Origin of the sequence: Devosia sp. Root105 (assembly GCF_001424865.1) — a bacterium.
In the GTDB taxonomy this organism is placed as follows: domain Bacteria; phylum Pseudomonadota; class Alphaproteobacteria; order Rhizobiales; family Devosiaceae; genus Devosia_A.
Window position 1 is genome coordinate 494,959 of sequence record NZ_LMCR01000015.1, and the last position, 21,346, is coordinate 516,304.

The following is a 21,346-nucleotide window of genomic DNA, read 5'->3' on the forward strand; positions in this document are numbered from 1 at the left end:
CATGGCATTCGAGAGAAAGGTCGTACCGCTCAGGGGCGATACGCCCGGCGCGGTGACCGAGTTCACCTATTACGTCATCGGCCCCAGGGATGCGCCCGAGAAGGTCCACCTGCAGGCGGCTTTGCACGCCGACGAACACCCCGGCACCATGGTGCTGCATCACCTGTTGCCGATGCTGCGCCAGGCCGACGACCAGGGGCTGCTGCGCGCCCGCTTCACCGTGATGCCGCTGGTCAACCCGCTCGGCATGGCGAGTTTCTCGCTGCGCCGCCATATCGGCCGCTACGACGCCAATACCGGCATCAACTTCAACCGCCGCTGGCCCGACCTGTTCGCCGCGATCCGTTCGCAGCTGAACGGCCGGCTGTCCGACGACGAGCGCTTCAACGTCAACCTGATCCGCAAGGCCGTCGCCAACTGGATCGACGCGCAGCAGCCGCGCAGCGCCAACGAGCAGTTGCGCCTGCTGGTGTTGAAGGAGGCCCACGATGCCGAGTTCGTCTTCGATCTCCACTGCGACGACGACTCGCTGGTCCACATCTTCACCTCGCCCGAGCTGATGCCCGAACTGCAGGATCTTGCCGACTGGATTGGCGCCGCGGCGACGCTGACCGCCGCCGACAGCGGCGGCGGCTCGTTCGACGAGGTGCTGCCGCAGCTCTACCGCAAGGTGGCTTTGGCCAATCCGGGCAAGCCCGTGCCGATGGCGAGCGCCACCGCGACGCTCGAATATCGCGGCCAGGCCGACGTATCAGATCACTTCGGCGCCGACGACGCGCGTCGGCTGTGGGGTTTTCTGTGCGAGCGCAACCTGATCGACGCCGATCCGGGCGCGCGCCCTGCCCCGCTTTCGGAAGCGACGCCCTTCGATGCTACCGAGATCGTCAGGGCCGACCGCCCCGGCCTCGTAGCCTATCGCGTCGAGCTCGGCGAACGGGTCACGAAGGGCCAGCCGGTAGCCGACCTGATCGCGCTCGACGGGCCGGAAGCCTTCATGGCCCGCACCCCGATCCTCGCCACGACCGATGGCCTGGTGCTGTCACGCGCCATGGCCAAATATGCGCCGCGCGGCGCCGGCATCATGAAGATCGTCGGCAAGACACCGCTCAGCGGCCGCAAGGGCGCCTACCTGCTCGAGGACTAAATGATCGACCTGAGGCGTAATAACGGCGCGCTGACCCTTTATGCCACCCACCAGCAACCGCCGCGGGCCATGTGGCTCGCGGGGTCCGTTGTGGTGTCAGCGCTGCTCTATTTCATGCTCGAGCAGCAGATCCCCGATCCGACCTTTCGCCTGGTCTCGGCCGCCATCTGCATCGCCGCCCCCGTCATTGCCGCAGCGGTGCTGTACCTCAGGCCCCACACCACCAGCATCGTCACCGCCTTCGACCCCAAGACCCGCCGCATCCGCTCCGAGCAGAAACACGACCGCGGCAAGGATGTCGTGCTCGAGCTGGGCTTCGAGGAGGTCGCGGCGCTCAAGGTGGCCGAAGACCACGCCGAGCGGCCGCGTCACGACGTGCTGTCGTTGACGCTGACAGATGGGCGGAAGATTCAGCTGGCGCTGAAATCGCGGCAATACTCCGAGGGTGGCGAAGGCCAGGACCTCCGCAAGGTGGCGGCGTTCATTCGCGACGAGACGGGATTGCCTGAGGGGTAAGCCCCGCGGCCCGCAGTCTGCGCCCCCTCGCCCCTCTGGGGAGAGGGCTGGGGTGAGGGGCGCCAAGCGCACAAGACCAAGCATGGTCCGTCACCCAGCGGTGGCTCTTTCGGTGTGCTTGGCGCCCCTCACCCTGACCCTCTCCCCAGGGGGGAGAGGGGACGCACTCTGCACGGGCCGTACCCTACCCCGCCCAGGGCTGCCGGCTGCTCCGCACCGTTTCGCCGCTCCTCGCTGCCTCATGCATCAGCAGCGACAGATACTGGTCCTGCGCGCCCTCGGCATAGGGGTACGGCCCCTCACCCCGTCCGCGCGCCAACGCCCCCATCCGTTCCATCGCCACGGCGATGGCGATCTCGTCGTCCATCAGCCGGGCATTGGGGTACGGCATGGTCCACACCACCTCGTCGCCGCACAGCATCGCTTCGAGCGCGTAACCGAACAGGTTCCCGTAGCGGCCGGATTCACTGCGGGTGAAGATTTTGGTCAGCGGCTGGCCATAGACCGGCATCACCCGCGCCTCGAGGTCGGCGATCTCGCCACGGTCGCCGCGGATGACGACGCGATGCGAATGCACGGGCGAGCGGTACTGCACGTCGGTGAAATCGAACAGCCCCAGCCTGTCGCCAAAATCGAACTCGCCCAACGTCTGCTTCGTGGTGACGAAGCGTTCGCTGTCGGGCCAGCTGAAGCGGTTCGGCCCTTCGAGCGCCCGCGCCTCGAACAGCTTGCCCCGGATAACCGCCTCCTCGAAACCGATGCCGAGGAACTGCCGCATCAGGCTGACGCCATGATAGCCATGCGCCGCCGAAACGCGGGCGAGGCTGACCCGGCCGAGCCCGCCATTGGCGATCACCTGCAGCCGCGCCGCGTGCAGCGGCTGGAACAGGTATTGCTCGGCGATATGCAGCCGAAAGCCCTGCTCCACCAGCCGCCAGATCGCGATCATGGTCTCGAGGTCGAGCGCCGCCGGCGTTTCGCACAGCACCGCGAGGCCAAGCCGGTGCAGCTCGGTGAGGATGGCGAGATGCGCCTCCGCCTTGACTGACAGCACCACGAAGTCCGGGCCCGCCGCCGCCAGCTCCGCATAGCTCGCGAAGGCCGGCGCGCCCCATTGCGCCCCGAATGCCGCCGCCTTGGCGGGGTCGCGCTGCACCACGCCGACCAGTTGGAACCGCTCCGGCAGTTCGCGGGCGATGCGCGTGAAGAATTCGGCGCGCCAGCCGCCGCCGACGAGACCGAAGCGGATCGGCGCCATCAGAGGCCGAGCCCGAACTCGCGATGTGCCAGCGCCGTCATCACGCCGCGCAGCTCCGCGAGGCCCTTCAGCCGGCCGATGGTCGGGTAGCCCGGCTGGGCCCGGCGGCCGAGATCATCGAGAATGTCCTGCCCGTGGTCGGGGCGCATCGGAATCTGCGCGTCCTCGCGGCCCTCGCGCTTGCGCCGTGCTTCCTCGGTGAGGATCGCGGCGATCAGCGGCACCATGTCGGTACTCCCGGCCAGGTGCTCGTCCTCGTAGAACGACCCCGAAATGGCGTCGCTCTCGCGGCGCACGTTCCTGAGATGCAGGAAATGCACCTTCGGCCCGAACTCCTGCATCATCGCCGGCAGGTCGTTGTCGGGGCGCGCCCCGAGCGACCCCGAGCAGAAGGTCATGCCATTGGCCGGGCTGTCGACCGCATCGAGAATGTGCCGGTAGTCGGCGGCCGTCGACATGATGCGCGGCAGGCCGAGCAGCGGGAACGGCGGATCGTCCGGGTGGCAGCAGAGCCGCACCCCGACCTCCTCGGCCACCGGCACGACTTCCGAAAGGAAATCGACGAAGTGCCGGCGGAGCTGATCGGGCGAGATCCCCTGATATTCGGCCAGGTGCGCCCTGACATCATCGAGCGTCATGCTTTCGGTCGAACCGGGCAGGCCCATCGTCACGTTGCGCGACAGCTGCTGCTGCGCCGCGTCATCCATCCCGGCAAACCGGCGCGCTGCCTCGGCGACCACCTCGGGCAGAAAGCTCTCGGTCGCCCCGGCTCGCTTGAGGATGTGGATTTCGAACACCGCGAAATCGTTGATGTCGAAGCGCATGCAGGTGCCGCCATGCGCCACCTGGTAGCGCAGGTCCGTGCGGGTCCAGTCGAGCACCGGCATGAAATTGTAGCAGACGGTCCTGAGGCCCGCCGCCGCGACGTGGCGGAGGCTCTGCTGGTAGTTGGCGATATGCTCGCGCCAGGCGCCCTTCTGCTTCTTGATGTCCTCGGACACCGGCAGGCTTTCGATCACGTCCCAGGCGATGCCGGAGGGCGTGCCGTCCTTGCGCTGCCTGATCTGCTGCTGGCGCTTGCCGATTTCCTCGGCGCTCCACACCACCCCGTTGGGCACGTGGTGCAGCGCCGTCACCACCCCCTCAGCGCCGGCCTGCACGATGTCGTCGATGCTTGCCAGGTCCGCCGGACCGAACCAGCGCCACGTCTGCCTCATTTGGCTTCTCCAACAGCGCCAGGAGGGGGAAAGTTCTGCGACTTTTCCGCCTCGAAAGCGCGATTACTTACCGGCTTCGAACATTTCGCCGTTCAATGAAACGGCGAAATGCTCTAGCGCTTCCAACCGCGCCAACCGGTGCTAGTATGGCAGCGTTGGGGGAGTCAACATGACCATTGAACTGGAGCTGGTAAACCAGCCCGTCATCGCCGGAACGCGGCAGCTTTCGATGAGCCAGCGGGTCTACGATACGGTCCGAAATGCCATCGTGCAGCTGCAGCTCAGGCCCGGGCACCTGCTCTCGGAGGCCGAGCTCGCCCGCTATATGGGCGTGTCGCGCCAACCGGTGCGTGAGGCCTTCATCAAGCTGGCGGAAGCCGGCCTCGTCGAGGTGCGGCCGCAGCGCGGCACTTTCGTTAAGCTGATCTCGATCCGCGAGGTGCAGAACTCCCGCTTCATCCGCGAAGCTATCGAGCTGGCGGTAATCCGCAAGGCCGCCGAACGGATCAAGCCGTCGGGCATCGCCGAACTGCGCGAGCTGGTGGCCGAGCAGCGGGTGGCGCTCGCCGGCAAGCTGATCGATTTCATGCGGCTCGACGACGATTTCCACTGCGCCATCGCCGCGCATGGCGGGGTCGAGCACGCCTGGCGCCACATCGTCAGCCTCAAAGCGCAGCTCGACCGCGTCCGCTTCCTCGGCTTCCCCCAGGCCACCCCGCGCCCGCAGGTGATCGCCCAGCACACCGCCGTGGTCGACGCGCTCGAGCGCAACGACGTAGACGGCGCCGTGAGCATGATGCGCCTGCATCTCAACGAACTGGCGCCATCGCTGCCCAAGCTGGCGGAAGAACACGCGGATCTGTTTGCGGACGAGTGAGGGCTTGGACGGTGTGTTAGAGGACCGTGGAGGGCACTAACGTGCCCCCTCATCCGGTGTCATCCCAGCGAAAGCTGGGACCCAACTCACCGCCCGCACCAGCTGATAGATGGTTCCCAGCTTTCGCTGGGATGACACCGAGTTGGTGGAGCGTTCGCTGATCACCCAGACCGCTGCTCTCGCTCCCCTCCCCCTCAATCCATCGCCGCTTCCAGCAACTGCCGATAATCCTCGGCCGTCGCCAGGCGCGGGTTGGTCGCGTGGCTGTGGTCGGCCAGCGCCCGCTCGATCACCCAGTCGAAGTGATCCTCGCGCACCCCGAGCCCGCGCAGCCCCTCGGGGATGCCGAGACGGCGGTTGAGCGTATCGAGTTCGCGCGCCAGGTCGGCGGCCGGCGGGAAGCCCATCGCGGCCTTCAGCCGCCCCAGCTTCTCGCCGATCTCCGGGCCGTTGAAGCGCAGCACCGGCGGCATCAGGATGGCGTTGAGCGTGCCGTGGTGCAGGGAAACATCCTTGAGGCCGCCCAGCGCGTGGCTCAGCGCATGCACCGCGCCCAGCCCCTTCTGGAAGGCGAGCCCGCCCATCAGCGCGCCCATCATCATTTCCGAACGCGCCGTGGCGTTGCGGCCATCGCGACAGGCGGTTTCGAGATGCCGCCAGATCCGCCCTGCCCCATCCAGCGCGATCGCCTCGGCCGGCGGGTTGACCCGCGGCGAGCAGAGCGTCTCGATGCAATGGCTGAGCGCATCGAGCCCGGTGGCGGCGGTCAGGCCCGCCGGCAGGCCATAGGTCAGCGCCGGGTCGCAGATCGCCCGCTTCGGGATCAAGTACGGCGAGATGAAACCGAGCTTTCGCCCATCGTCGAGCGTCAGCAGCGCCGCCCGCCCGACTTCGGCACCAGTGCCCGCCGTGGTCGGCACCGCGATCAGCGGCGCCACCTTGGCGCCGATCCGTTCGAGCCCGCCATAGATCATCGCATATTGTTCGAGCGGCCCGGGGTGGGTGGCGAGCAGTGCCACCCCCTTGGCCAGGTCGATCGGCGAGCCGCCGCCGATGGCGACGATCCCGTCGCAGCCTTCGCCGCGATATTGTTCGAGCGCCGCGATCACCGCCCCCTCGGTGGGGTTGGGTGGGGTATCGAGGAACACCGGTGTCTCGGCCGGCAGATGCGCCAGCGCCTCGGCCACCAGCCCCGCCGCGAGGATGCCGCGATCGGCGACCAGCAGCGGCCGGTTGAGCCGGAACTCCTCCACCGTTTCGGCAAGGGTTGAGAGGGCGCCCGCGCCGAACTCGATGCTCGTGAGGTAGTTTATCCGTGCCATCAGCCTATCCGTTCGCCAGTTCGATCAATGTGTCTGCGTGACAGGGCGTCCCGGCCTTGCACCAGCAGGCAAGGTTATATCCCCTGAGTTCAGCCCGGATGACAGCCCGCTCCGGCGGCGCCCGCGGCGACAAAGCCGGATCGAGCGTACCGGTGAGCCACTGCCCGCAAAGCTCCACGGCCTTGATCTGCGCCGCGGCACGGTCGAGCCCATAGCGCCTGGCCGTGTCGTCGATGGTGAAAGGGTTGCCCCAGCGCCCCGGCCGGGTGATGAGCTTCGCCGGCAAGCCGTTGAGCGCCTGCGAAGTCGCCTGCAGGTTAAAGCCGGCGTGGCGCGACAGCTGCAGGCGTTGTGGGCGAGCCATCAGCGAAGCTCCTTGTCGTAGACGAATTTCGGCATTTCGAGCTTCCACACGATCGCCGCGACGCGCACCGCAAAGCCGATCGCGATGGTGCCCAGCACCAGCATATCGTGCGGCACCTCCATGGCGCGGCCCAGATAGTAGAGCGTACCCGAAATGATGGCGACGGTGGCGTAGAGCTCGGACGAGAACACCAGCGGCACCTCGTTGCAGAGGATATCGCGCATGATGCCGCCGGCAATGCCGGTGATCATCCCCGCCACCACCACGATGATCGGCTGCTGCCCCATTTCCAGCGCCACATTGCAGCCGATGATGGTGAAGGCGGCGAGCCCCAGCGCATCGAGCAGCAGGAACGGCCAGCGCAGCGCCGCCATGTAACGGGCCAGCGCAATGGTGATGAACGCCGCGGCGCAGCAGATGATGAGCAGATACGGGTTCTCGACCCAGATCAGCGGGTAATGTCCCAGCACCAGGTCGCGCGCCGTGCCGCCGCCCAGCGCCGTGACGCAGGCCAGCACGCAGACGCCGAACCAATCCATCTTGCGGCGCCCCGCCGCCAGCGCGGCGGTCATCGCTTCAGCGGTGATCGCGACATAAAAGATGATCTGCAGCAGCATGACGTCCCCCGCGGTTGCCCTGAAGGGCTTCCCACGGAGGACACTAGAGCAGACGAATCGCCCCGCGGGCTAGTTGGCCTTCGGAGTGATGTCGGCGGTTGACTGGATGGTGATGATCTTCACGTCGAATTCGGCGCAGGCGTCATCCCTGCAGATGCCGTTCAGCCAGACTTGCCCATTGCCGTACATGACGCCGTCAGCATTGACGAACAGCGCTTCCCACTGCTGCGTGAGGATCGCGTCCTTGATGTCGCCGGTGATGATCGTCTCGTACTCGGTCTCGAACTGGGCGGCATCGTTGATGGTCAGCGCCTTGCCGCCGACGCTGACGGTAATCGGGTAGGACACCCACTCGGCCACCCCGGCGGCATTGTCATCGGCGACCGCCTGGTGAATGGCGTCGAACGCGGTGTGATAGGGCGCCGCGTCGCCGAGGTCGGTGGTGATGGCGTCATCGACTTCGGCCCCGGTCTGGGCCATGGCGGGCAGCGCCCCGAGCAAGCCGGCGAACAGGGCAGCGGCGACTAGCTTCAGCATTCTCGTAACTCCTGTTGGAAACGGGTGGTCCGCCAAACCATTGATAGCGCACAGTATCATCAGTCGAACAGACCGCAGGATATTGAGGATGCGAAAACCCCAGAGCATGAAGGGCCTCGAGGAACTGGGCCGGGTGCGGCTCAGCCAGAACTTCTTCATGCGCGACTTCCTCTATTCGGAGATCGCCAGCTTCTATGGCATCCCCAATATTCCCGATGATCCCGACCTCGCCATCGCAGCCGGCAAACGCCTCTGCGAGGAATGCCTCGAACCGCTGCTGGCGCGCTTCGGCCGCATCTCGATCCGCTCGGCCTACCGCTCGCCCGCGGTCAACCAGTTCGGCAACGAGCATGACCTCAATTGCGGGCGCAACGAGAGCAATTTCGGTGGCCATATCTGGGACCGCCGCGACGCCCTGGGCGGCATCGGCGCCACCGCCTGCATCATCGTCCACGCGCTGATCCCATACTACGAGGCCACCGGCCGCTGGGAGGCGCTCGGCTGGTGGATCCACGACCACCTGCCCTATGACGAGCTCGAGTTCTTCCCCAAATACGCCGCGGTCAACGTCAACTGGCGCGAACACCCCAAGCGCCGCATCCACTCCTTCATCCCACCCCGTCGCGGCGTGCTGACCAAGCCGGGGATGGCGAATTTTGATGGGTCGCACGAGGCGGAATATGCGGAGTGGCTGGCCTCGCTTTGAGCGCCACAGCCACAGGCCTCCACATCGCGCCCCTTGCGGGGCGAGAAATTCAAAGGGTGATGCTCAGACGCTCCTCCTCCCCCGGCCGTCATCCCGGCGAATGCCGGGACCCAGTGCTCCGGCTTCTCAAGGCGCGCGATCCCTCCGACCTTGCCGTGAAAGACCGGAGCGGTCTGTGCTCGCCCCCACCCTCCGAGCGGTGGGTCCCGGCGTTCGCCGGGATGACAGCCGGTGGGTCAGGCCCGATCCTGCTGATGGGTAAGTGACAACCCTCCCCGCTCCCGCTACCCCTATGCGCCGAGGAGGAACCACCCCAATGAACACGCATCGCTTTGTTGCCACCGAGTGGCACAATGTGCTGGGCACGCGCCCCCCTGCCTTCACCGTCGCCTCGGGCGATACGGTGATCACCGAGACGCTCGATGCCTGGGGCTTTGATAAGGATGGGGTGCAGCGCCAGCCCGGGCCGAACCCGATGAATGGGCCGATCTTCATCGAGGGCGCTGCGCCGGGTGACGCGCTGAAGGTCGAAATCCTCCGAATGACGCCGAACCGCGCCACCGGTTGGACCCGCTCGTCGCTGGCGGGGAACGTCGTCGATCCGGAATCGGTGCGCGACCTGCCCTCGCGCGAAACCGCCAGCTGGTCGATCGACCGGCAGGCCGGCACCGCCCAGCTGCAGCCGCCGGTCAAGGGGCTCGAACATTTCGTGTTGCCGCTCGAGCCGATGATCGGCTGCTTCGGCGTGGCGCCGAGCCTCGGCCAGGCCTTTTCCACCGCCACCAGCGCCGAGAATGGCGGCAACATGGATTATCGCGGCTTCGGCCCGGGCGCGACGGTGTGGTTCCCGGTGGCGGTCGACGGCGCGCTGTTCTTTCTCGGCGATTGCCACGCCGTGCAGGGCGATGGCGAGATCGTCGGCACCGGCATCGAGACCAGCTACGAAGTCGAGGTGCGGCTGACCGTCGAAAAAGGCCGGAAGCTGGTGTGGCCGCGCGGCGAGAGCGCCACCGAGATCTTCTCGGTCGGCAATGCCCGGCCGCTCGACCAGGCGCTGCAGCACGCCACCAACGACATGTTCAACTGGCTCTGCACCGAGTACGGGCTGAGTAAGACCGCCGCCAGCCACCTGATGGGCCAGGTGGTGCGCTACGAGGTCGGCAACGTCTACGACCCCGCCTACACCATGGTGTGCAAGATCCCCAAGCAGTGGCTGCCGACCAAGTAACCGCTGGAGGCGGCAATGGCTGAGCGCATCGCACTGGGCATGATCGGCTGCGGCTTCTTCGCGCAGAACCATCTCCATGCCTGGCAGGACCTGAAGCCGGAGGGCGTCGACATCGTCGCCGTCTGCGACGTGGACCCGGAGCGCGCCCGTGCCGCCGCTGAAAAGTTCGGGGTGCCCCGCTGGTACACCGATGCTGCGGTGATGTTCCGCGCCGAGCAGCTCGGGCTGGTCGATATCGCAACGCAGATGCAGAGCCACCTGCCGCTGGTCAAACTAGCGCTGAGCAACAAGGTCCCGACCATCATCCAGAAGCCTTTCGGCCAGGATATTGCCGAGGTGCGTGAGATGGTGGCGGCTGCGAAGGCCGCCAACATCTTCCTCGCCGTGCACGAGAACTTCCGCTTCCAGAAGCCGCTGCGCCGCATCGCCGAAATCGTCCACTCCGGCGCCATCGGCACGCCGACCTGGGCGCGTGTCAGCTTTCGTACCGGCTACGACATCTATGCCGGCCAGCCCTATCTCGCCGAACAGCAGCGTTTCGTACTGATCGACCTGGGTGTCCACGTGCTCGACGTGGCGCGGGTGGTGCTCGGCGAGGTCGAGCATTCGACCGCCGAGCTGCAGCGGCGCAACCCCAACGCCAAGGGCGAGGACACCGCCACCATGCTGCTGCGCCACACCTCAGGCGCCGTCTCGGTGGTCGAGTGCACCTATGGCTCGCGCCGCCTGCCTGACAGCTTCCCCGAAACGCTGATCGAGGTGGAGGGCGACAAAGGCGCCATCGTCTCGCGTATCGGCAACAAGGTCGAAGTGACGATCAATGGCCGGATGGAAGTGTTCGACGAGGACCCCGAAGTGCTGCCCTGGGCCGAGCGACCCTGGCACGTGGCGCAGGAAAGCGTCCTCGCCACTAACCGCCATATGCTCGAAGCCCTGCGCGCCGGCCGCCCAGCCGCTACCAGCGCCGAGGACAACCTCAAGACCTTCGCTTTGGTGGAAGCCGCCTATCTCGCCGCCGGCAAGGTGAAGCCCGAGGCCCAATAGACCATCATGACCACCCCGCTCGACCGCATCGCCATCATCTCCGATATCCACGGCAACCTGCCGGCGCTCGAGGCGGTGCTGGCCGACATCGAGGCGCGCGGCATCACGCGGATCTATGGCCTCGGCGACCTCGCCGGCAAGGGGCCCAGCGGCGCCGAAGTGATCGACATTTCGCGCCGGGTCTGCGTCACGACCGTCAAGGGCAACTGGGATGCCGGGCTGGCCGATGGTGACGCAGATGCCATCTCCATCTGGCATCGCCGGCAATTGGGCCCCGAGCGGCTCGCTTACCTCCGCGACCTGCCGGAAACGCTCGATTTTCGCCTCAGCGGCCGAAGTGTGCGGCTGTTCCACGCCTCGGCGCGCGGCATCAACCATCGGGTGCGCCAGTATGACAGCCGCGACGACCACCTCCAGATGTTCGACAACACCGACTTCACCGGCCACGGCCCCCTGCCCGATATCGTCGGCTATGGCGACGTCCACACGGCCTACGTGAAGACCTTCGCGCATAAATGCCTGTTCAACGCCGGCAGCGTCGGCAACCCGCTCGACGTCCCTCTTGCCTGCTACGCCATTCTCGAGGGTCGCTTCGACGGCGCCGAGCCGGCGCCTTGGACGGTCAGCCTCGCTCGCCTGCCCTACGATATCGAGGCTTCCATCCGGCAGGCCGAGATCTCGGGCATGCCCGACCTCGAGTACTACATCAATGAGCTGCGCACCGCCCGCTATCGCGGCCTGACCCCGAAACCGCTCAAGGTACCCGGCTGAGGCAAGTGGCTGCCGACTGAGAGTTCAGCGGACACAGAGCCCCTCCCTCCCCCTTGTGGGGAGGGTAGCGTAGCTAGGGCCAACGGCCCGTAGCGAAGCTGGGTGGGGGTAGGCCCAGCAGCCCTACCCCCCGATCTTGCCGCCCAGCTCATCCTCGATGTGAATCCGGATGATCTCGTCAAAGCTCTGCTCGGCCTTGAACCCCAGCGAAATGGCGCGCTTGGCGTCGAAATTGCGCGGCCAGCCCGCCACCATCGAGATGATCTTAGGGTCCGGCACATCCTTGATCAGGTTCACCGCCTTGTCGCCAGCTACCCGGCGCAGCGCCTCGATCTCCTCGCCCACCGTGGTCGAGAGCCCCGGCACCGAAAGGGTCCGGCGCCAGCCGAGCTTCGTCGTATCGAGCTCGGCGGCATGGGTCAGGAAGCCGATCGCGGCGCGTGGGGAGGCGAACCAGTGGCGCACATCCTTCGACACCGGCAGCACCGCTTCCTGCCCGACCAGCGGCTCGCGCAGGATATTGGAGAAGAAGCCCGAGGCCGCCGCATTGGGCTTGCCCGGCCGGATGGTGATGGTGGGCAGCCGAATGCCGACGCCATCGACAAAGCCCTTGCGCGAATAGTCGTTGAGCAGGAGTTCGCAGATCGCCTTCTGCGTGCCGTAGCTGGTGAGCGGGGTGTTGAAGAACTCGTCGCCGATGGCTTCCGGGAACGGCGCGCCGAACACTGCGATCGACGAGGTGAAGACGAGGCGAGGAAGGTATGGCGCCTTGAGCCCTTCCTGGCGGATGGCTTCGAGCAGGAACCGCATGCCATCCATGTTGATGCGATAGCCCTTGTCGAAATCCGCCTCGGCCTCGCCCGAAACGATCGCCGCGAGGTGGAAGATCAGGTCGGGACGCGAGGCGATCAGCTTGCTCGCTTCGCCCGGCAGCGACACATCGGAAACCACCGTCGTCACGTCGCCGTTGAAATCGATCTTCGCCGGCTCGACCACATCGGTGAGCGTGAACCTGCTGATGGCCTTGCCGCCCACCTGCCCCGACTTGAGCAGCGCAGACGTAAGCTTGCGGCCGATCATGCCGGCCGCCCCGATGATCAGGATATGCATGGAGTCTCCTCGGATTTTTGCCGGGAGATTAGCGGCTGAGCCGCGAGGTGCAAGCGATGCTTTGGGTGGAGCACAACTGCGGTGGATGCTGCCCCACCCCACCCTGCTTCGCTACGGCTCCGCCTAGCTGCGCTACCCTTCCCATCGAGGGGAGGGAGACCCCGACTGCAAGCTTTTCGGTTCCATCGTCACTCCCTCCCCCTTGTGGGGAGGGTAGCGCAGCTAGGGCCAACGGCCCGTAGCGAGCTGGGTGGGGGTGGGCCACAAACTCGAGCTCCGCCTCAACACACGGTATTCAGCCGCTCCACACACACCCGCACCACCTCGTCTCCCGGCCGCTTCCACCAGTTGTCGCGGCTGAAGATCTCGACTTCCTGCGGACCGTGGTAGCCGGCGGCCTCGATCATGGCGCGGATAGCGGGGAGATCGATGACGCCGTCGCCCATCATGCCGCGATCGAGCAGCATGTCGGTGGTCGGCACCAGCCAGTCGCAGATGTGGTGGGCAAAGATTCGCCCTTCGCGCCCGGCCCGGGCAATGGCGGCGGCAAGGTTGGGGTCCCACCAGACGTGATAGACGTCGATGGCGACGCCGACCCCCTCACCCAGTTCGGCCGCGATATCGAGCGCCTGGTCGATGGTGTTCACGCACGCCCGGTCGGCCGCATACATCGGGTGCAGCGGCTCGATGGCGAGCGGCACGCCGGCGGCAAGGGCATGCGGCAGCATCGCCGCGATGCCGTCGCTGACCATCTGCCGGGCCCCCGGCAGGTCGCGCGACGCGCCGGGCAAGCCGCCCACCACCAGCACCAGGCAATCGGCGCCCAGCGCCGCCGCCTCGTCGATGGCGCGGAGGTTGTCGTCGATATTGGCCTGCCGCCCCGCGGCGGTTTCCGCCGGAAACATACCACCGCGACAGAGCCCGGTGACGCGCAGGCCATTGGCCCTGACGATGCTGGCGGCCTCAGTGAGCCCGACAGCGGCCACCTGATCGCGCCACGGCGAAATGGCGGTGACGCCATGCCGGAGACAATCGTCGACCATCTGCGCGAAGGTTGAACCGTTGCGCAGGGTCGCGAGGTTCATGGAGAGTTGCTGGGCCATCAGAAGGGCAAAGCCGATAGAGACGGCCCCCTCCCGGCCTCCCCCATGAAGGGGGAGGTGAAGAGTCGAGGCTGGGGCACGATCGCGCCAAACCCACAGGGCGGCACCTCCCCCCTTGTGGGGGAGGTTGGGAGGGCGCCGTCTCTCTCAGTCAGCACCACCTCAAACCACCCCATGCACAGCCAGCACCCGCTTCATCCGTTCTACCGCCAACCCAGGATCAGCCAGCACCCGTGCCTTGTCGGCCAGCCGGAACAGCTCACTCAAATGCTGCAGCGAGCGGGTCGATTGCTGGCCGCCGATCATGGCGAAATGTTCCTGCAGCCCGTTGAGATAGGCGAGGAACACCACGCCGGTCTTGTAGAAGCGGGTCGGCGCCGCAAAGATGTGCCGGCTGAGCGGCACGGTGGGCTCCAAGAGCTCGAAGAACTCGTTGTCGCTGCCGCGGCCCAAAGCCGCCAGCGCCGCCGAGGCGGCCGGAGCGATGGCGTCGAAAATGCCGAGCAGCGCGTCGGAATGGCCTAGCTCGTCGCCGGCGATCAGCTCGGCATAGTTGAAATCGTCGCCGGTATACATCCGCACGCCCGCGGGCAGCCGGCGGCGCATGGCGATCTCTTTCTCTTTGCTCAAGAGCGAGATCTTGATGCCATCGACCGTGTCGGCATGCGCGGCGATGACATCGAGGCAGACATCCATCGCCGCGTTGTGGTCGGCCTTGCCCCAATAGCCCTCGAGAGCCGGGTCGAACATTTCGCCCAGCCAATGGAGGATCACCGGCTGCTTCACCTGGCTGAGGATCCGGCCATAGACCCGGGCATAATCGTCGGGCGATTTCGCCGCGACCTTGAGGGCGCGCGACGCCATCAGGATGATCCGGCCGCCCTCGGCTTCGACGAACCCGACCTGCTCTTCATAGGCACGGATCACGTCGTCGATGGTCACGTCGGGACCTGGCGCCAGGTGATCGGTGCCGGCGCCATAGGCGATCAGCGCGTCCGACCGCCCCCGCGCCTCGGCCTGGGCACGGCGGATCAGCTGCTGCGCGTCACTCCAGGTGAGCCCCATGCCGCGCTGCGCCGTGTCCATGGCCTCGGCCACGCTGAGCCCCAGATCCCACAGCCGGTGGCGGAATTTGAGCGTCGTGTCCCAATCGATGGCCGGCGTCAGCCAGGGATCGTTCGACGCGAGCGGATCGGCCACCACATGCGCCGCGGCATAGGCAATGCGCGGAAAATCACTGGCAGCGTGTTTTTCGAACGGGATCGGCGTGCCGGTGAGGCGGTAAGTCTCGAGCGTACGGGCGGGCGTCGGAAGAATGAGTTCAGGCATGACTTACCTCCGAGCGTGTGGCCACCCCCACCCTTGATCCCTCCCCACAAGGGGGAGGGAGACGATAGTTGCACCGTCCGTGCCCCAGCTTCTCCCTCCCCTTGATGGGGAGGGTAGCGGAGCTTGGCGTCGCCAGACGCCTAGCGGAGCTGGGTGGGGTGGGGCCATGCACTCTGAGCACCACCATCCTCAAATCCCCAGCGCCGGCACATCCAACCAGCGCCGTTCCTTCCAGCTTTGCAGCCCGAGCATCGCCAGTTGCACGCCCTTGGCGCCGGCCTCGAGGCCATAGGGCCAGGGGGCGTCTTCGGCGACGTGCTTCAGGAACATTTCCCACTGCGCCTTGAAGCCGTTCTGCGCCGGCCAGTTGTCCGGCACTTCTTCCCAGTTCTGGAAGAAATCGATGGTCTGCGGCTGGTCGGGGTTCCACACCGGCTTGGGCGTATTCACCCGGTGCTGGCTGAAGCATTTGTGGAGGCCCGCGACGGCCGAGCCGTGCGTGCCATCGACCTGGAAGGTGACGAGGTCGTCGCGCCGCACCCGCACGTCCCAGCTCGAATTGATATGGGCGACGACACCGCCCTTGAGCTGGAACGTCGCATAGGCCGCGTCGTCCGCATCGGCTTGATAGGTGTTGCCGCGCTCATCTACTCGGGACGGAATATGCGTCGCGCCAAGGCAGCTTACCGCCTCGACTTCACCGAACAGGTTATCCAGCACATAGCGCCAGTGGCACAGCATATCGAGGATGATGCCGCCGCCATCGGCCTTGCGATAGTTCCAGCTCGGGCGCTGCGCCGGCTGGCCCCAATCGCCTTCGAACACCCAATAGCCGAACTCGCCGCGCACCGAGAGGATCCGGCCGAAGAACCCGGCGTCCTTCAGCATCTTGAGCTTCAAGAGCCCCGGCAGGAACAGCTTGTCCTGCACCACGCCATGCTTGACGCCCGAGGCCTTCGCCTTCTTTGCCAGCGCAACGGCGGACTCGAGGTCGTCGGAAACCGGCTTTTCGCAATAGACGTGCTTGCCCGCGTCGATCGCCCGGCTCAAGAGCTCCGCCCGCATCTGCGTGGTGCCGGCATCGAAGAACACTTCATCCTCGGTGTCGGAAAGCACCTCGTCGAGATCGGTCGACCAGCGCTTGATGTGGTGCTTTTCGGCGAGCCGCTGGATCTTCTCGCGATCACGCCCGACGATGATCGGGTCGACCACCAGCCGGTCGCCGTTCGACAGCACCACCCCGCCCTGCTCGCGGATAGCGAGGATCGAGCGCACCAGGTGCTGGTTATACCCCATACGGCCCGTCACGCCGTGCATGATCAGTCCCAGCCGACGCTCGGCCATCCCTCGCTCCTCCTGCTTGCCGCAATTCGCTATGTTTGTAACTGCTTGGTTACTTAGATACACGTCGCTAGGATGGACCGTCAAGAGCGGCCGTCGGAGCTTGAACGAAAGCATGATTTTCGTCTCGGCCCAACGCGGCTGATGAACCGTCCTGTTACACTGGACAGCACAACCGCAACGGCGCGGGGAGTAGGATCGATGGCGAGCGAGGTGGCAGCGGTAAAGGTTCGGCGGCGCCACGCCGGCACCGGTGCGTCCGCGCGATGCCGAAAAGACCAAGGCCTCGATCCTCAAGGCGGCGCGCGACGAGTTCTGCGAAGAGGGCTTCAACGGCGCCCGGGTCGATGCCATTGCCGACCGCGCCAAGGCCAATAAGCGGCTGCTCTACCACTATTTCGGGAATAAAGAGGCTCTGTATCAGGCCGTCCTGCTCGACGCCTACCAGGAAATCCGCCGCGGCGAGCGCGAGCTGCGCATCAGCCAATATGATCCGGTGGAAGCTATCGACCGGGTTATCCGGTTTACATTTCGGCACTTCCTCGCCAACCCGTGGTTCCCGCGGCTGCTCTCTGTGGAAAACCTGCAGAACGCCAAATTCGTCAAGCAGATCAAGAATCTCGACGAGATCCGCTCGCCCATCGTCGGCGAGCTGCAGGAGATCGTGAAGCGGGGCCATGCCGAGGGCACGTTCCGCACCGATGTGGACCCGATGCAGCTCTACATCTCGATCATCTCGCTGTGCTATTTCTATGTCTCGAACATGCAGACCCTGTCGGTGGTTTTCGGCAAGGACCTCAGCCAGTTCGCGCTGATCCAGGACCGTGAAGCGCAGGCCGTGCAGATGGTCGTCGACTACCTCCGCACCCGCCGCTGAATCGCTGCAAGCGCCTGCCACGCTGCCCTTCGCCGCCGGCCAGGCCCGGCGCCGAGCCTTGCCTGGGCGCGATTCTGCCTGGGGCTCGGTGCGAAACGGCACCTGCTTGACAGGCCGCACGTCCCGGCCCATGGTTGTAACCAATTAGTTATTTAGCGCCACCAAGAGCGCAAACAGAGATCGGAGTGGCGTCGCCACTTCGGAGGACTAAACGGGAGGAATCCATGACCATGAAGCTAGACCGCCGTCAGTTTCTGCTCGGCACGACGGCGCTTGCCGCCGCAGCCGGCATTTCGCCTGCCTTTGCGCAGGAAGCCCTGCGCCTGATCTTCTGGGGCGGCCAGGCCCGCGCCGACCGCACCTACGGCGTAACCGATCTCTACGCCAAGGCCGGAGGCCCGGCGATCGAAGGCGAGTTCCTCGCCTGGAACGATTACTGGCCCAAGCTCGCCACCCAGACCGCTGGCGGCAATGCGCCCGACATCATCCAGATGGATTACCGCTACATCGTCGAATACGCCAAGCGGAACGCCATCGCCCCGCTCGACGGCTTCGTCGGCGGCGCGCTGAACCTGGGCGATTTCGACCAGGACCAGCTCGATGGCGGCAAGGTCGATGGCAAGCTCTATGGCATCAGCCTGGGCGCCAATTCGGTGGCGCTGATGATCAACACCGTCGATTTCGAGAAGGCCGGTCTCGATGTGCCCGGCCCGACCACCACCTATGCCGATCTGACCACGATCAGCGAAGCCTTCAAGTCCAAGGGCGTCGGCAAAGCCGTCATCGCCGACGGTTCGGTGTCCGAGCCGATGTACGAGAACTGGCTGCGCCAGCGCGGCAAGGCGCTCTACACCGCCGATGGCAAGGTGGCCTTCGACGAAGCCGACGCCACCGAGTGGTATAAGCTCTGGGCGGACCTGCGCGCCGCCGGCGTCTGCGTCAGCCCCGACGACCAGGCGCTCGATACCGGGCCGCTAGAGACCACCATGCTGACGCTCAACAAGGCGTCGGTGATCCCGTCCAACTCCAACCAGCTGGTGGCCTTCCAGGCGATCATCAAGGACAAGATCACCATCTCGAACTTCCCGCGCACCGCCGCCGACGCCCCTGGCGGTCACTATCGCAAGCCCTCGATGTTCTTCTCGATCGGCGGCTCGTCGGCCCAGCAGGAAGCGGCGGCGAAGTTCATCAGCTTCTTCGTCAACGACCCTGCCGCCAGCAATGTGCTCGGCGTCGAGCGCGGCATCCCCTGCTCGAAGGCCGTGCGCGAGGCGCTCGCCCCGACGCTCGACGAACAGAGCCAGGTGGCGCTCAACTTCGTCGCCAATCTCGGGCCACTGCTCGGCGCCCTGCCCCCGTCCCCGCCGGCCGCTGCCGGCGAGATCGACGCTTCGCTGTTCCGTATTCTCGGGCAGGAAGTGGGCTTCGGCGCCAAGAGCCCGGAACAGGCCGGTCCCGAGCTCGTCAAGGGCGCGACCGACATCCTGAACCGCGCGGCCTGACGTCATGACCGCGCCCGCCGTGGAGGCCGGAGTCCCCCATGCCGGGGGTGCGGTGTACCAATCGTGGTGGTCGAGGGTGTGGCAGAACCACGCCCCCGGCTACCTCTTCCTGATCCCCTGGCTGATCGGCTTTCTCGGCCTGACCATCGGGCCGATCATCACCTCGCTCTACCTGAGCTTTACCGATTTCGACCTGCTGACCGCCCCCGAATGGGTGGGCGCCAGCAACTACATCCGCATGTTCACTGCGGATCCGAAATTCATCGCCTCGATGCAGGTGACGCTGACCTTCGTCATCTTCTCGGTGCCGCTGAAGCTCGCCTTCGCGCTCGGTGTGGCGCTGCTGCTCAACCGCGGCATGCGCGGCCTGCCGCTCTACCGCGCCCTGTTCTACCTGCCGAGCCTGCTCGGCGCCTCCGTCGCCATCGCCATCCTGTGGCGCCAGCTGTTTGCCGGCGACGGGCTGGTCAACGACTTCCTCTCGATGTTCGGCATCCAGGGGCCCAGCTGGATTTCTAATCCGCGCTATTCGCTGTGGACGCTGATTATCCTGTCGATCTGGCAGTTCGGCTCGCCGATGATCATCTTCCTCGCTGGTCTCAGGCAGATCCCGCAGGATATGTACGAGGCCGCCAGCCTCGACGGCGCCAGCCGCTGGCGCCAGTTCTGGAAGATCACCCTGCCGTTGTTGACCCCGGTGGTGTTCTTCAACGCCATCATCCAGACCATCGAGGCCTTCAAGAGCTTCACCCCGGCCTTCATTATCTCGGCCGGCACCGGCAATCCGATCAACTCGACGTTGTTCTACACGCTCTACCTCTACCAGGAGGCATTCGGCTTCTTCCGCATGGGCTATGCCTCGGCGCTGGCCTGGTTCCTGCTGCTGCTGGTCGCCTGCTTCACCGCCTTCTCGTTCCTCACCAGCAAATACTGGGTGCACTATGATGATTGAGGCACCCGTGTCGCTCGTCGCCCGTTCGGCCGAGGGAGGCACCCGATGACCGTTACCGCCCCCGCCCCACGCCTCACCGTCGTCACCGAGGCCTCGCCGGCCAAGCTGATGCGCAAGCGCATCCTCAGCGTGCTCGCCCATGTGGCGCTGATCGGCGCCTCGATCCTGATGCTCTATCCGCTGCTGTGGATGCTCTCGGCGAGCTTCCGGCCGGAGAACGAGATCTTTGGCGGCACGCTGATCCCCAGCGTCTGGAGCCTCGACAGCTATTTCCGCGGCTGGGACGGGCTGCGCGTCAGCTTCGGCACCTTCTTCTGGAACTCGCTGGTGATCTCGGTCACCTCGGTGGTGGGCAACCTCATCGCCTGCTCGATGGCGGCATTCGCCTTTGCGCGGCTGCGCTTCAAGGGTCGCAACTTCTGGTTCGCCATGATGCTGATGACGCTGATGCTGCCCGGCCAGGTGACCCTGATCCCGCAATATGTGCTGTTCCGCGAACTGGGCTGGGTCGATACCATCCTGCCGCTGGTGGTGCCGAAATTCCTCGCGGTCGATGCGTTCTTCGTCTTCCTGATGGTGCAGTTCTTCCGCGGCATCCCGAGGGAACTCGACGAAGCCGCGATGATGGACGGCTGCTCGGCCTGGCGCATCTACTGGAAGATCATGCTGCCGCTGTCGATGCCGGTGCTGGCAACGGCCGCCATCTTCACCTTCATCTGGACCTGGGACGATTTCTTCGCCCCGCTGATCTACCTCAACGAGATGAAGCAATACACCGTGATGCTGGGGCTCAGGACCTTCACCGACTCCACCGGCGAAAGCGACTTCGGCGGCCTCTTCGCCATGAGCGTGCTGTCGCTGGTGCCGATCTTCCTGTTCTTCCTGTTCTTCCAGCGCCTGCTGATCGAGGGGATTGCGACGACGGGGATGAAGCGGTGAGGGTCCTCTCGCCCGCCTCGGCACCGCGCCTGTGGCCCCACCCCACCCTTGATCCCTCCCCATCAAGGGGAGGGAGACCCGACTGCTGCTTCGGTTCCATCGTCTCCCTCCCCCTTGTGGGGAGGGTAGTGCAGCTAGGGCCAACGGCCCGTAGCGAAGCTGGGTGGGGGCGGCCATGAGCATCGAACGTTCAAGGGAACTCCGTAAGCGTATGCCGCCGGCCGAGGCGAGGCTCTGGAACTACCTCCGTTCGCTGAAGGAGCAGGGCTTCCGCTTCCGCCGCCAAGTGCAACTGGGTCCATACTATGTCGACTTTGGCTGCCACCACCCCAAACTGGTGATCGAGGTCGATGGAGAAACCCACTTCACCCCTGAGGCCATCGCTTACGACAATAGGCGCTCGGAGCTGATCCGCCGGGAGGGCTATCGCATCGCCCGGTACTCGAACCTTGATATCCGCGACAACCTCGAAGGTGTCGCCACCCATCTGGCTGCCGTGCTTGCGGCCCTACCCCCACCCTTGATCCCTCCCCACAAGGGGGAGGGAGACGACGGAACGGCAGCATCAGCGGCCACAGGATTCTAGGACTGA

At 65.8% G+C, this 21,346-nt stretch carries 22 protein-coding genes; 12 read left to right on the plus strand and 10 right to left on the minus strand.

The window, feature by feature from the left end; genetic code table 11:
• The first annotated feature begins 1 nt into the window (after nt 1).
• A complete protein-coding gene (locus ASC68_RS15785) occupies nt 2-1,144 on the plus strand; it encodes a succinylglutamate desuccinylase/aspartoacylase family protein (protein WP_055881112.1) in 1,143 nt (380 codons plus the stop codon).
• Nucleotides 1,145-1,660, plus strand: coding sequence for a hypothetical protein (locus ASC68_RS15790; RefSeq protein ID WP_055881115.1), 516 nt, complete (start codon nt 1,145-1,147; stop codon nt 1,658-1,660).
• A 184-nt stretch (nt 1,661-1,844) separates the two neighbouring features.
• Here the strand turns inward: ASC68_RS15790 and ASC68_RS15795 are convergent, their stop codons facing one another.
• Together ASC68_RS15795 and uxuA are read right to left on the minus strand one after the other, a co-directional pair.
• Complete coding sequence (locus tag ASC68_RS15795; protein ID WP_055881118.1) at nt 1,845-2,918, minus strand: Gfo/Idh/MocA family oxidoreductase; 1,074 nt, start codon at nt 2,916-2,918, stop codon at nt 1,845-1,847.
• Nucleotides 2,918-4,135: a mannonate dehydratase gene (gene uxuA / locus ASC68_RS15800; RefSeq protein WP_055881120.1), complete on the minus strand. Its 1,218-nt coding sequence runs from the start codon at nt 4,133-4,135 to the stop codon at nt 2,918-2,920. Before uxuA ends, ASC68_RS15795 begins: the two co-directional genes overlap by 1 nt.
• A 169-nt stretch (nt 4,136-4,304) precedes the next feature.
• On the opposite strand from uxuA, the gene ASC68_RS15805 reads away from it, so the two are divergent.
• A complete protein-coding gene (locus ASC68_RS15805) occupies nt 4,305-5,012 on the plus strand; it encodes a GntR family transcriptional regulator (protein ID WP_055881123.1) in 708 nt (235 codons plus the stop codon).
• Nucleotides 5,013-5,206: 194 nt separating this feature from the next.
• Here the strand turns inward: ASC68_RS15805 and ASC68_RS15810 are convergent, their stop codons facing one another.
• From ASC68_RS15810 to ASC68_RS15825, 4 genes are all read right to left on the minus strand, one after another.
• Nucleotides 5,207-6,334, minus strand: a complete 1,128-nt coding sequence (locus tag ASC68_RS15810; protein ID WP_055881125.1) for an iron-containing alcohol dehydrogenase — start codon at nt 6,332-6,334, stop codon at nt 5,207-5,209.
• Between the two features lie 4 nt (nt 6,335-6,338).
• A complete protein-coding gene (locus ASC68_RS15815; protein WP_055881128.1) occupies nt 6,339-6,698 on the minus strand; it encodes a DUF4326 domain-containing protein in 360 nt (119 codons plus the stop codon).
• Nucleotides 6,698-7,315, minus strand: a complete 618-nt coding sequence (locus ASC68_RS15820; protein WP_055881132.1) for a trimeric intracellular cation channel family protein — start codon at nt 7,313-7,315, stop codon at nt 6,698-6,700. Before ASC68_RS15820 ends, ASC68_RS15815 begins: the two co-directional genes overlap by 1 nt.
• 69 nt (nt 7,316-7,384) lie before the next feature.
• On the minus strand, nt 7,385-7,852 hold the full coding sequence (locus ASC68_RS15825; protein ID WP_055881135.1) for a hypothetical protein: 468 nt from the start codon (nt 7,850-7,852) through the stop codon (nt 7,385-7,387).
• 88 nt (nt 7,853-7,940) lie between these two features.
• Here ASC68_RS15825 and ASC68_RS15830 point away from each other — a divergent pair, with 88 nt between their 5' ends.
• The 4 genes from ASC68_RS15830 to ASC68_RS15845 all read left to right on the plus strand — a co-directional run bounded on the left by ASC68_RS15830 (nt 7,941) and on the right by ASC68_RS15845 (nt 11,601).
• Nucleotides 7,941-8,558, plus strand: a complete 618-nt coding sequence (locus ASC68_RS15830) for a hypothetical protein (protein ID WP_055881138.1) — start codon at nt 7,941-7,943, stop codon at nt 8,556-8,558.
• A 316-nt stretch (nt 8,559-8,874) separates the two neighbouring features.
• Nucleotides 8,875-9,786, plus strand: coding sequence for an acetamidase/formamidase family protein (locus tag ASC68_RS15835; RefSeq protein ID WP_055881141.1), 912 nt, complete (start codon nt 8,875-8,877; stop codon nt 9,784-9,786).
• 15 nt (nt 9,787-9,801) lie between these two features.
• Nucleotides 9,802-10,830, plus strand: coding sequence for a Gfo/Idh/MocA family oxidoreductase (locus tag ASC68_RS15840; RefSeq protein ID WP_055881144.1), 1,029 nt, complete (start codon nt 9,802-9,804; stop codon nt 10,828-10,830).
• Between the two features lie 6 nt (nt 10,831-10,836).
• Nucleotides 10,837-11,601, plus strand: a complete 765-nt coding sequence (locus ASC68_RS15845) for a metallophosphoesterase family protein (RefSeq protein ID WP_055881147.1) — start codon at nt 10,837-10,839, stop codon at nt 11,599-11,601.
• Nucleotides 11,602-11,724: 123 nt separating this feature from the next.
• Here the strand turns inward: ASC68_RS15845 and denD are convergent, their stop codons facing one another.
• The 4 genes from denD to ASC68_RS15865 form a co-directional block, all read right to left on the minus strand.
• A complete protein-coding gene (gene denD / locus ASC68_RS15850; protein ID WP_055881149.1) occupies nt 11,725-12,711 on the minus strand; it encodes a D-erythronate dehydrogenase in 987 nt (328 codons plus the stop codon).
• Nucleotides 12,712-12,992: 281 nt separating this feature from the next.
• Nucleotides 12,993-13,817, minus strand: coding sequence for a sugar phosphate isomerase/epimerase family protein (locus ASC68_RS15855; RefSeq protein WP_156387349.1), 825 nt, complete (start codon nt 13,815-13,817; stop codon nt 12,993-12,995).
• A 159-nt stretch (nt 13,818-13,976) separates the two neighbouring features.
• Entirely contained in the window at nt 13,977-15,143 is a 1,167-nt protein-coding gene (locus ASC68_RS15860) for a dihydrodipicolinate synthase family protein (protein ID WP_055881153.1), read from the minus strand.
• Nucleotides 15,144-15,332: 189 nt separating this feature from the next.
• Complete coding sequence (locus tag ASC68_RS15865) at nt 15,333-16,487, minus strand: Gfo/Idh/MocA family oxidoreductase (RefSeq protein ID WP_055881155.1); 1,155 nt, start codon at nt 16,485-16,487, stop codon at nt 15,333-15,335.
• A gap of 250 nt (nt 16,488-16,737) precedes the next feature.
• Here ASC68_RS15865 and ASC68_RS15870 point away from each other — a divergent pair, with 250 nt between their 5' ends.
• The 5 genes from ASC68_RS15870 to ASC68_RS15890 all read left to right on the plus strand — a co-directional run bounded on the left by ASC68_RS15870 (nt 16,738) and on the right by ASC68_RS15890 (nt 21,340).
• On the plus strand, nt 16,738-17,361 hold the full coding sequence (locus ASC68_RS15870) for a TetR/AcrR family transcriptional regulator (protein WP_055881157.1): 624 nt from the start codon (nt 16,738-16,740) through the stop codon (nt 17,359-17,361).
• A gap of 224 nt (nt 17,362-17,585) precedes the next feature.
• The gene (locus ASC68_RS15875; RefSeq protein ID WP_055881160.1) at nt 17,586-18,863 is read left to right on the plus strand and encodes an extracellular solute-binding protein; all 1,278 of its coding nucleotides are present in this window, start codon (nt 17,586-17,588) and stop codon (nt 18,861-18,863) included.
• 4 nt (nt 18,864-18,867) lie between these two features.
• Entirely contained in the window at nt 18,868-19,815 is a 948-nt protein-coding gene (locus ASC68_RS15880; protein WP_055881163.1) for a sugar ABC transporter permease, read from the plus strand.
• Nucleotides 19,816-19,923: 108 nt separating this feature from the next.
• Nucleotides 19,924-20,754, plus strand: a complete 831-nt coding sequence (locus ASC68_RS15885; RefSeq protein ID WP_156384736.1) for a carbohydrate ABC transporter permease — start codon at nt 19,924-19,926, stop codon at nt 20,752-20,754.
• A 175-nt stretch (nt 20,755-20,929) separates the two neighbouring features.
• Nucleotides 20,930-21,340, plus strand: coding sequence for an endonuclease domain-containing protein (locus ASC68_RS15890; RefSeq protein WP_082528209.1), 411 nt, complete (start codon nt 20,930-20,932; stop codon nt 21,338-21,340).
• Nucleotides 21,341-21,346: the final 6 nt, after the last annotated feature.

What these genes read in the sequence shown, in the direction of transcription:
- ASC68_RS15785 (WP_055881112.1), top strand. Translation starts at nt 2, where the DNA reads ATGGCATTCGAGAGAAAGGTCGTACCGCTCAGGGGCGATACGCCCGGC.
- ASC68_RS15790 (WP_055881115.1), top strand. Translation starts at nt 1,145, where the DNA reads ATGATCGACCTGAGGCGTAATAACGGCGCGCTGACCCTTTATGCCACC.
- ASC68_RS15795 (WP_055881118.1), bottom strand. Translation starts at nt 2,918, where the DNA reads ATGGCGCCGATCCGCTTCGGTCTCGTCGGCGGCGGCTGGCGCGCCGAA.
- uxuA (WP_055881120.1), bottom strand. Translation starts at nt 4,135, where the DNA reads ATGAGGCAGACGTGGCGCTGGTTCGGTCCGGCGGACCTGGCAAGCATC.
- ASC68_RS15805 (WP_055881123.1), top strand. Translation starts at nt 4,305, where the DNA reads ATGACCATTGAACTGGAGCTGGTAAACCAGCCCGTCATCGCCGGAACG.
- ASC68_RS15810 (WP_055881125.1), bottom strand. Translation starts at nt 6,334, where the DNA reads ATGGCACGGATAAACTACCTCACGAGCATCGAGTTCGGCGCGGGCGCC.
- ASC68_RS15815 (WP_055881128.1), bottom strand. Translation starts at nt 6,698, where the DNA reads ATGGCTCGCCCACAACGCCTGCAGCTGTCGCGCCACGCCGGCTTTAAC.
- ASC68_RS15820 (WP_055881132.1), bottom strand. Translation starts at nt 7,315, where the DNA reads ATGCTGCTGCAGATCATCTTTTATGTCGCGATCACCGCTGAAGCGATG.
- ASC68_RS15825 (WP_055881135.1), bottom strand. Translation starts at nt 7,852, where the DNA reads ATGCTGAAGCTAGTCGCCGCTGCCCTGTTCGCCGGCTTGCTCGGGGCG.
- ASC68_RS15830 (WP_055881138.1), top strand. Translation starts at nt 7,941, where the DNA reads ATGCGAAAACCCCAGAGCATGAAGGGCCTCGAGGAACTGGGCCGGGTG.
- ASC68_RS15835 (WP_055881141.1), top strand. Translation starts at nt 8,875, where the DNA reads ATGAACACGCATCGCTTTGTTGCCACCGAGTGGCACAATGTGCTGGGC.
- ASC68_RS15840 (WP_055881144.1), top strand. Translation starts at nt 9,802, where the DNA reads ATGGCTGAGCGCATCGCACTGGGCATGATCGGCTGCGGCTTCTTCGCG.
- ASC68_RS15845 (WP_055881147.1), top strand. Translation starts at nt 10,837, where the DNA reads ATGACCACCCCGCTCGACCGCATCGCCATCATCTCCGATATCCACGGC.
- denD (WP_055881149.1), bottom strand. Translation starts at nt 12,711, where the DNA reads ATGCATATCCTGATCATCGGGGCGGCCGGCATGATCGGCCGCAAGCTT.
- ASC68_RS15860 (WP_055881153.1), bottom strand. Translation starts at nt 15,143, where the DNA reads ATGCCTGAACTCATTCTTCCGACGCCCGCCCGTACGCTCGAGACTTAC.
- ASC68_RS15865 (WP_055881155.1), bottom strand. Translation starts at nt 16,487, where the DNA reads ATGGCCGAGCGTCGGCTGGGACTGATCATGCACGGCGTGACGGGCCGT.
- ASC68_RS15875 (WP_055881160.1), top strand. Translation starts at nt 17,586, where the DNA reads ATGACCATGAAGCTAGACCGCCGTCAGTTTCTGCTCGGCACGACGGCG.
- ASC68_RS15880 (WP_055881163.1), top strand. Translation starts at nt 18,868, where the DNA reads ATGACCGCGCCCGCCGTGGAGGCCGGAGTCCCCCATGCCGGGGGTGCG.
- ASC68_RS15885 (WP_156384736.1), top strand. Translation starts at nt 19,924, where the DNA reads ATGCGCAAGCGCATCCTCAGCGTGCTCGCCCATGTGGCGCTGATCGGC.
- ASC68_RS15890 (WP_082528209.1), top strand. Translation starts at nt 20,930, where the DNA reads ATGAGCATCGAACGTTCAAGGGAACTCCGTAAGCGTATGCCGCCGGCC.